Annotated in this window: 6 protein-coding genes; 2 read left to right on the forward strand and 4 right to left on the reverse strand. The window is 70.8% G+C overall.

Annotated elements, in window-relative coordinates; genetic code table 11:
- Positions 1–60: 60 nt before the first annotated feature.
- On the reverse strand, positions 61–1410 hold the full coding sequence (locus ACWD3D_RS29000) for an LCP family glycopolymer transferase (protein WP_451463737.1): 1350 nt from the start codon (positions 1408–1410) through the stop codon (positions 61–63).
- A 117-nt stretch (positions 1411–1527) separates the two neighbouring features.
- Between ACWD3D_RS29000 and ACWD3D_RS29005 the strand changes: the two genes are divergently transcribed.
- A complete protein-coding gene (locus tag ACWD3D_RS29005; RefSeq protein ID WP_451463738.1) occupies positions 1528–2142 on the forward strand; it encodes an acyl-CoA thioesterase in 615 nt (204 codons plus the stop codon).
- 39 nt (positions 2143–2181) lie between these two features.
- Here the strand turns inward: ACWD3D_RS29005 and ACWD3D_RS29010 are convergent, their stop codons facing one another.
- Positions 2182–3681 (reverse strand): LCP family protein, encoded by a 1500-nt coding sequence (locus ACWD3D_RS29010; RefSeq protein WP_451463739.1) that lies wholly within the window; start codon positions 3679–3681, stop codon positions 2182–2184.
- A gap of 208 nt (positions 3682–3889) precedes the next feature.
- Here ACWD3D_RS29010 and ACWD3D_RS29015 point away from each other — a divergent pair, with 208 nt between their 5' ends.
- Positions 3890–4912, forward strand: a complete 1023-nt coding sequence (locus ACWD3D_RS29015) for a glycosyltransferase family 2 protein (RefSeq protein WP_451463740.1) — start codon at positions 3890–3892, stop codon at positions 4910–4912.
- Between the two features lie 85 nt (positions 4913–4997).
- On the opposite strand, the gene ACWD3D_RS29020 is transcribed toward ACWD3D_RS29015, so the two are convergent.
- Both ACWD3D_RS29020 and ACWD3D_RS29025 read right to left on the reverse strand, forming a co-directional pair.
- Positions 4998–6743, reverse strand: a complete 1746-nt coding sequence (locus tag ACWD3D_RS29020; protein ID WP_451463741.1) for an LCP family protein — start codon at positions 6741–6743, stop codon at positions 4998–5000.
- A gap of 50 nt (positions 6744–6793) precedes the next feature.
- The coding region (locus tag ACWD3D_RS29025; protein ID WP_451463742.1) for an LCP family protein at positions 6794–8357 on the reverse strand (1564 nt) is incomplete at its 5' end.

Raw genomic sequence — 8357 nt, forward strand, 5'->3', positions numbered from 1 at the left:
CGTGAGCCGGGACCCCGAGCGGGGTCCCGGCTCACGCGTGTGCGGTGCGCCGCGATGCGGTCAGCTGCCCGTGACCGTCACCTTGTCGTCGTTCTTGAGCTGCTCCACGAGCTGCTTGACCTTCGCCTTGTCCCAGATGAGGTTTCCCCCGCTGGTGCTCTGCCCGGAGAGCGGGATGTTCATCGACGTACCCTCGCCGCCGGTGACGCCCTTCATCGCGAAGAACATCCGGGCCAGCGACCAGAGCGACATGTCCTTGTCCACCACCAGGGTGTCCAGTCCCGCGCCCATCACCGGATACAGCTTGAACGGGTTGATCAGCGTGGACGGGGTCGCCGTCTGGCTCGCCAGGGCCGCGAGGAACTTCTGCTGGTTCTTCGTACGGTCGAGGTCGCTGCCCGCGAACGCGTACCGGGTCCGCACGAAGGCGAGGGACTGCTCGCCGTTCAGCGTCTGCTTGCCCGCCTGGAAGTCGGCGCCGGAGTTCTTGTCCTTGAACGCCTTCGGGATGTCGAGCTCGACGCCGCCGATCGCGTCCACGATGCTGGCGAAGCCACCGAAGCCGATCTCGACGTAGTGGTCGATGTGCAGCCCGGTGTTGTACTCGACGGTCCGCACCAGCAGCTCGGGGCCGTCCTCCGCGTAGGCGGCGTTCAGCTTCACCGTCCGGCCGGTGCCCTCGTACTTCTTGCCCGACTCGGACCCCACGAACGAGGGGATCTCCACGTTCGAGTCACGGGGCAGGGAGACCAGCGTCGGCCCGTTCGACCCGTTGTGCAGGATCATCATCGAGTCGGTGCGCTTGCCCTCGGCGGAGCCGGTGTGCAGCTTCTTCTTGTCCTCGGCCGACATGCCCTCGCGGCTGTCCGACCCGACGATCAGGTAGTTCGTGCCGTCGCCCTCGGCCGGGCGGTCGATCACCTTGGAGAGGTCGACCTCGCGCTTGAGCTTGGAGTCGGCCCAGAAGTACGTGGAGACGGAGACCGCCAGCACGACGACCACCAGGGCCAGCGCGCCGATCTTGATCCGGCGCCGCCAGTCCGGCGCGGGCCCGCCCTGGACGTAACCGCCGTCACCGCCGCGTCCGCCATGGCCACCGCCCGGCCCGTACCCCGGTCCCTGGCCGTGTCCCTGCCCGGGGCCCTGGGGTGTGCCGTAGACCTGGCCGGTGTTGTAACCGCTGTCGTACCCGGGCGCCGCCTGGCCGCCCGCGCCGTACGGGTCGCGGCGAGGGGCCTCGGGGGTGCCGTACCCCGGACGCCCCTGCGGCTGCGGCGGAACCTGGGGTGCCCGCGGCGGGGCGGTACGCCGCTGGACACGGGGCATGGAGCGCGCACCCTCGGGCTCGGGGGCTGCCGAGCCCCGGCCGTAGCGGTCGCTGTCGTCGGTCCATCCGGGCCTGTCACTCATGGACACCAGTCTGCCGCGCCCGGGTACGGGTATTACAGGGTGTGAGAAGAAACGGTTCAGGGCTGTTGCGAAGCTGATGCAAATTCGGTCACGCATCGGCCGCATACAGTGGACGTCATGACAAAACTGGTCAATCGCCCCCAGGACGAGAGCAGCCCCGAGGACGCCGGCCGCACCCGGGCCCCGCGCGAGGGCGGCGACGGTATCGGCGAACTCCCCGGCAAGCCCACCGAGGCGTCCCGCACCACGCTCAGCCACATCATGACCGGCAGCGACACCAACCTCCTGGGCACCGTGCACGGAGGCGTGATCATGAAGCTGGTGGACGACGCGGCCGGTGCCGTGGCCGGCCGGCACTCGGGCGGTCCCGCGGTGACCGCCTCGATGGACGAGATGGTGTTCCTGGAGCCGGTCCGGGTCGGCGACCTCGTGCACGTACGCGCCCAGGTGAACTGGACCGGCCGCTCCTCGATGGAGGTCGGGGTGCGCGTGATGGCCGAGCGCTGGAACGAGTCGACCCCCGCCCAGCAGGTCGGCAGCGCCTACCTCGTCTTCGCCGCCGTCGACGCGGACGGCCGCCCCCGTCCCGTACCGCCGGTGATCCCCGGCACCGAGCGCGACAAGCGGCGCCACCAGGGGGCCCAGATCCGCCGTACCCACCGGCTGGCCCGGCGTCGAGCGATCAAGGAACTGCGCGAGAAGCGCGCCGCGGACGGCATCGACGAGAGCTGAGCCCGGCAGGGCCGGTGGAGCGGGCGGGGGAGCCCGCGTTCAGGGGCAGACGACGTCGTCGCCCGTGACGGCGTGGAAGGTGCCCCGGGGCACGGTCTCCGCGCGCACCGGCAGCACCGTCGTCCAGTCGGCGCCGACCGTCACCCGCAGCGTGGCCCCCTGACCGGCCACCGCCCGCAGCTCGCTGCCCGGCAACGCCGTGGCCAGCGACTTCGCCGACCGGTCCCAGCGCGGGTCGTAGGTGATCAGGGTCCGCGCGAGGGTGCGGACCGTGCCGTCGAGGGGGGCCGCGGTGGTGTTGAACCCGGTGGCGCGCAGGGCGGCGTCCAGCTTCTTGCCGAGACCGGCCCGCGGGGTGCCGTTGTAGACCTGTACCCGGATCTGCTGGGGCGCCACGTCCACCACCGTCGCCTTGGACGCGGCCGGGGCGGCGGCCGGTTTCGCCGAGGTCAGCGGCTTGTCCTCGCGAAGCGTCCGGAAGAGTGCCGCCGCCCGCGCGGTGTCCCACTTCACGGTCGACCCGATCCCCTTGACCGGGAAACTCGGGTCGCCGACAGGGACGGAGGCGAACTCCGACGAGGCCGCCGTGAACCCGCGCATCGCCGAGCCCAGCTCCAGCATCTGCTCGGTGCCGAACCCCTCGTCCGCGCGTACCGACCCCAGCATCGCCGAGACGACCTGCTGGAACTTCACCGGGTTCAGCAGCACGCCCTTGCTGGTCGCCCGCTCGATCACCGCCGCGACGAACTTCTGCTGCCGCTGCATCCGCCCCAGGTCGGCCGCCCCGTCGACGTGCCGGGAGCGGACGTACTGGAGAGCCTGGCCGCCGCTCAGTGCGTGGGTGCCCGCCTTGAGATCCAGGCCGGTGTACGTGTCCTTCAGCGGCCGTACCGTACAGATCTCCACGCCACCGAGCGCGTCCACCGTCTTCATGAAGCTGGTGAAGTCCGCCTCCAGATAGTGGTCGATCTTGACCCCGGTCAGCTGCTCCACCGTGCGCACGGTCAGCGTGGGACCGCCCTCCGCGTAGGCGGCGTTCAGCTTCACGGGGTGGTCGGCGTGGTGCTTGCCTGTCGTCCGGTCGGTGTGCGCGGGGATCACGGCGTAGCTGTCGCGCGGCAGGCTGACCACGCTCGCGCGCCGCCGGTCCTGGGACAGGTGCACCAGCATCAGGGTGTCGGTGCAGTGGCAGGGGGCGCCGCCGAGCCGGAACTTCTTCTTCTGGGCTGCCGTGATGCTGTCGCGGCCGTCCGTGCCGACGAGCAGCAGGTTCATGCCGCGGCTTGCGGACGGCCGGTTCTTCATGTCCCGGAAGGGGTCCACGCGGCCGATGCCGGTCTCCAGTTGGGTGACCACGGCGTGACCGATGCCGCCCGCGCCCAGCACGAGGACCGACAGCCCCGTCGCCACCCGCATCCCCCAGCGGGGCCGCTCGTCCTGCCGGCGCGATCTCAGCGGCCCCCCGGTCCTGGCCGGACCGCGCCGCGGCGGGACGCGCCGGGGATGCGGTGGACGGGGCGGCCGGGGCGGCGTGGTCACGAGAGGGGAACCTCCGGGCGATCCGAGGCGTGCGGGGACCGTCCGTACGGTAAGTCCATACGATCTCCTTTCCGGGCTGCCACTCGGTGGGACGCGCCGGTGTCCCCCGTAAGCGGTAACGTGGCGGCGCGCACCACCAGCCGAACAACCGCCGTCTCCCGTGGTGCGACCAGGAGCCCGGCGCCCCCGAGGACACCCCGAGGACCACATGTCTGCCGCGCACTACCCCGCCGTCTCAGTGATCATGCCGGTGCTCGACGAGGAGCGGCACCTGAGGAACTCGGTCCGGCACATCCTGGAACAGGAGTACGCCGGTGAGATGGAGGTGGTGATCGCGCTCGGCCCGTCCACGGACCGCACCGACGAGATCGCCGCCGAGCTGGTGCGCGAGGATTCCCGCGTCCACACCGTCCCCAACCCCACCGGCCGCACCCCCGCCGCCCTCAACGCCGCCATCGCGGCCTCCCGCCACCCGATCGTGGTGCGGGTCGACGGGCACGGCATGCTCTCCCCGGACTACATCGCCACCGCCGTCCGCCTCCTGGAGGAGACCGGCGCGCAGAACGTCGGCGGCATCATGCACGCCGAGGGCGAGAACGCCTGGGAGGACGCCGTCGCCGCCGCGATGACCTCGAAGATCGGCGTCGGCAACGCGGCCTTCCACACCGGCGGCCAGGCCGGCCCCGCCGAGACCGTGTACCTCGGCGTCTTCCGCCGCGAGGCGCTGGAAAAGGCCGAGGGGTACAACGTCGAGTTCATCCGGGCCCAGGACTGGGAGCTGAACTTCCGCATCCGCGAGGCCGGCGGGCTGATCTGGTTCTCGCCCGAACTGAAGGTCCAGTACCGCCCCCGCCCGTCCGTACGGGCGCTCGCCAAGCAGTACAAGGACTACGGCCGCTGGCGGCACGTGGTCGCCCGCTACCACTCCGGCTCGATCAACCTGCGCTACCTCGCCCCGCCGACGGCCGTCTGCGCCATCGCGGCGGGCATCGTCGTCGGCGCGGCGGTCACCCCCTGGGCGTTCCTCGTCCCCGCCGCCTACGCCGCCGCCATCACCGCCGGATCGCTGCCCGCGGGCAAGGGGCTGTCGCTCAAGGCCCGCGCGCAGATCCCGGTCGCGCTCGCCACGATGCACATGTCGTGGGGGTACGGCTTCCTCACCAGCCCGCGCTCGCTGGCCAAGCGGGTCATCGCCGGCCGCCGCCCGTCGCTGAGCGGGCAGACCGTCTGACGCCGGCCCACCGGGCCGAGGTACGAACGAGGGAGGGGCTCCACCGCGACGGTGGAGCCCCTCCCTCGTACCTACCGCCCCGCGGCTACCAGGTGTAGTTCGGGTTCACCTGCATGCAGGCGTTCTCGTCCTCGCCGTTGAGGGCCTGCGCCGACTCGGGGGTCTTGTCGTCCTCCCCGGCGGGGTAGCTGCCCTCGTCCCGCCAGTCGGCACCGACCGCCAGCGAGATCCCCGACACGTCGGTCGACTGCTTCACCAGGGACACCGGGATGCCCAGCGCCTTGGCGACCGCCTGCGCATCGCCCTCCAGGTCCGCGCTCGGGTACAGGACGCCGGTCCGCGCCGACCCGGTGATGTCCGAGGAGTCGAGGGTGGCCCGGGCGAAGCCCGCGTCCTTGAGCTGGTCGCGTACGTCACCGGCCCGGCCGGAGGCCGGCCCCTGGGAGTCGGTGGCCGTCGCGTTGCGCACCGCCACGGCGATCTCGTCGACCGGCGCGGACGGGTCCGTGGGCGTGGGCGAGGCCGTCGCCACGGGCTTGGACGCCTTGCCGTCGAGCGGGACGTCGTCCCGCACCATCCGGAACAGCTGTTCGGCGTCGCCGGGCTTCGGGAGGACCCGGCCTTCGAGCGCGCCCGTGGCGTAGACGTTCGGCATGGTGGTCATCGTGATCCGCTTGGTCGGGACCTTCTTGAGCTCCCCGGCCAGGTCGTACAGCTTCTTCATGTCGAGGCCCGTGTCGAGCGTGAGCGCGTTGCTCGCCGCCTCGGCCAGGCTCATCAGCTTCCCCGGGTCGGTCAGCTTGGTGCCCTTGCGGAGCTCGCGGACCATCGAGTTCAGGTACTGGTGCTGCGCCTGCGCCCGGTCCAGGTCCGTGTTGCCCCCGAAGCCGTACCGGGTGCGCAGCCACTGGAGGGCCTGCTTGCCCATGACCGGGGTGGTGCCCTCCTTCAGACGGAGGCCGGAACCGGAGCCCTTTGTGTTGTGGGAGTAGATGTTGGCGTCGACGCAGACGGGCACGCCGCCGATGGCGTCGGCCATCGACACCACGCCGGAGAAGTCGATCATCATGAAGTGGTCGATGGTGATGCCGGTCAGCTCGTACCAGGCGGCGACCGTGCAGCCCGGCCCGCCGCGCCCCAGGCTCGTGTTGGTCATGACCAGGGAGGTGGACGCCTCGTAGACCTTGCCGGTCTTCGGGTCCGTGCACTTGGGCATCTTGAGCATGGTGTCGCGCGGCATGCTGACCACCGACAGGTTGCTCCGGTCCGCGGAGAGGTGGAGCAGCATCTGCACGTCCGCGAGCGGTGTGCCGTTGAAGGTCTCCTTCGCGCCGCCCAGCTTCTGGTTCTCCGCGGTGTTACGCGCGTCGGAACCGATGAGCAGGATGTTGAGCGGAGTCTGACCGGCGGCGTTGGCCTTGTGCTCGGTCATCTTCTTGTCGCCGAGGGTCAGACTCTCCTTCTTGATGTTGTTGTCCAGGTGCTTGTAGTACAGGTAACCGGCCGCCCCGGTGCCGAGTATGAGCAGCGCGAGCACCGAGGAGACCCAGCGCAGGACGCGCCGCTTGCCCTTCCGCGGCGCGCGCCCGGGCGGGCCGCCGTCGCCCTTGCGGGGCCGCCGGGGGCCCGGTACGGAACCCCCGCCGCCGTCCCCCGGCTTCCCGTCCTCGGCGGCCCCGCCGTCCGGCTTCCCGCCCTCTTCCGTGCCGCTCTCCGCTCCCGTGCCGCTCGCCGCTTCCCCGTCTGCGTAGAGACTGTCGTCCCAGCCGAGTCGATCGGCCTGGGGGACGCGCGGTCGCGTCCCCTCCTCGGGCGTGCTGTTCCGTCCCAACGGGACCCCCCCTGCTGCTCAGACTCTCGCGGTGGCGTGGCGAACGGGTTTCACTCGCTGCACACCGCCTTGTCGGCGCTGGCCCTCTGAATGTCGGTGGGTGCCGCGGCGGGCGCGTCGACGGCCACCCCGGCCCCCTTGAAGTCGGCGCCGAGCGTCAGCGTCATCGCTTCCAGCCCCTCGGCGTCCTCGGTGCCCTGCTTCAGGGCCGATGCGGGCAGCCCCATCATGTCGGCGAGCGCTCGGGCCTGGTCCGCCTGGTTGGGCGCGTACGCGAGCGTCGTCTTGTCGGCCTTGGCGGGCGCGTTGGCCTTGTTGGTGGACTTCAGCACGCCCTTTTCGAGCTGGAGCCAGCTGACGGTGGCGCCCGCCGCGCCGTCGATGTCTCCGCCGTTGTACACGTCCACCCGCACGTCGGCGGCCTTCGCCCGCGCCCCGTCCAGCAGGGCGTCCTGAGCGCTCTTCTCCTTCGCGGCGGCGGCCTTCTTCTGCGCCGCCACCTCGGTGAGGGAGACGTCCTGGCGCATCGTCTCGAAGAGCTGCTCGGCCTTGGTCGGATGGACGACGACGGTGACCGGGGTCGGTTCGTCCGGGTTGTCTATGACCGGCACCGTGGTGAAGGTGATGTTCTTGGCGTCGACCTTCGCGAGCTCCTTGGCGAGGGTGGTCAGCTTCGCCACCGAACCGATGCCGGAGTCGACCGTCAGTGCCTTGGTGGCCGCGTTGGCGAGCTTGAAGAGCTTCGTGGGGCTCGTCAGGGTGTCGTCCGACTTCATCTGCCGGATCATCGAGCCGAGGAACTGCTGCTGGACCTTGATCCGGTCCAGGTCGCTCTCGTTGCCGAAGCTGTGCCGGGTCCGCAGCAGGGCCAGGGCCGTCTCGCCCTCCACCTTCGACTCGCCCTTCGGCAGCTTGAGGTGGGACTTGGAGTCGTCGATCGGCTTGGCCATGCAGACGGTGACGCCGCCGACCGCCGTGGAGAGTTCCTTGACCGCGTTGAAGTCCACCATCATGAAATGGTCGACCGACAGGCCGGTGAGTTCCTTCACCGTGCGCATGGTGCAGCCGGGGTCGCGGCCCTCCTGGCCCAGGCTGGTGTTGAAGCGCTCGTTCTCGGTCCCCGGGATGACCTCGGTGGTGCCGTCGGCCTGCTTCGTCTCGCAGTCGGGGATGTCCATGACCAGGTCGCGCGGGATGCTGAGCGCGGTCGCGTTGGTCCGGTCCGCCGAGACGTGGAAGAGGATGTTGGTGTCGGCGTGGCCGACGCTGCCGGCGTCGCCGTAGCCCTCGTTGCCCTCGCCGGTCCGCTTGTCGGTGCCGATGATCAGGATGTTCATCGGGCCCGGGCTGGTGACGTTCTTGTTGCCGGCGCTGCCCACGTCGACGGTGCCTATGTTGCCGTTGAAGTGCCGGTAGAGGGCGTACGCGCCGCCCGCCCCCGCGACGACCAGGAACGCCGTCACGCCGCTCGTCCACAGCAGGAACTTGCGCTTGCCGCTCTTCTTCGCCTTGCGCTTGCGTGGACGCCCACATCGCGGAGGCCACCCGCTGCGCCGAGCGTACGGGCGAGGTGACCCGTATCCACTGGCTCTCCTTCGGCCCGACCAATGTGGC

Source organism: Streptomyces sp. NPDC002690, assembly GCF_053592415.1.

Coding starts and splice junctions, on each gene's coding strand:
- ACWD3D_RS29000 (WP_451463737.1), bottom strand. CDS start 1,410: ATGAGTGACAGGCCCGGATGGACCGACGACAGCGACCGCTACGGCCGG.
- ACWD3D_RS29005 (WP_451463738.1), top strand. CDS start 1,528: ATGACAAAACTGGTCAATCGCCCCCAGGACGAGAGCAGCCCCGAGGAC.
- ACWD3D_RS29015 (WP_451463740.1), top strand. CDS start 3,890: ATGTCTGCCGCGCACTACCCCGCCGTCTCAGTGATCATGCCGGTGCTC.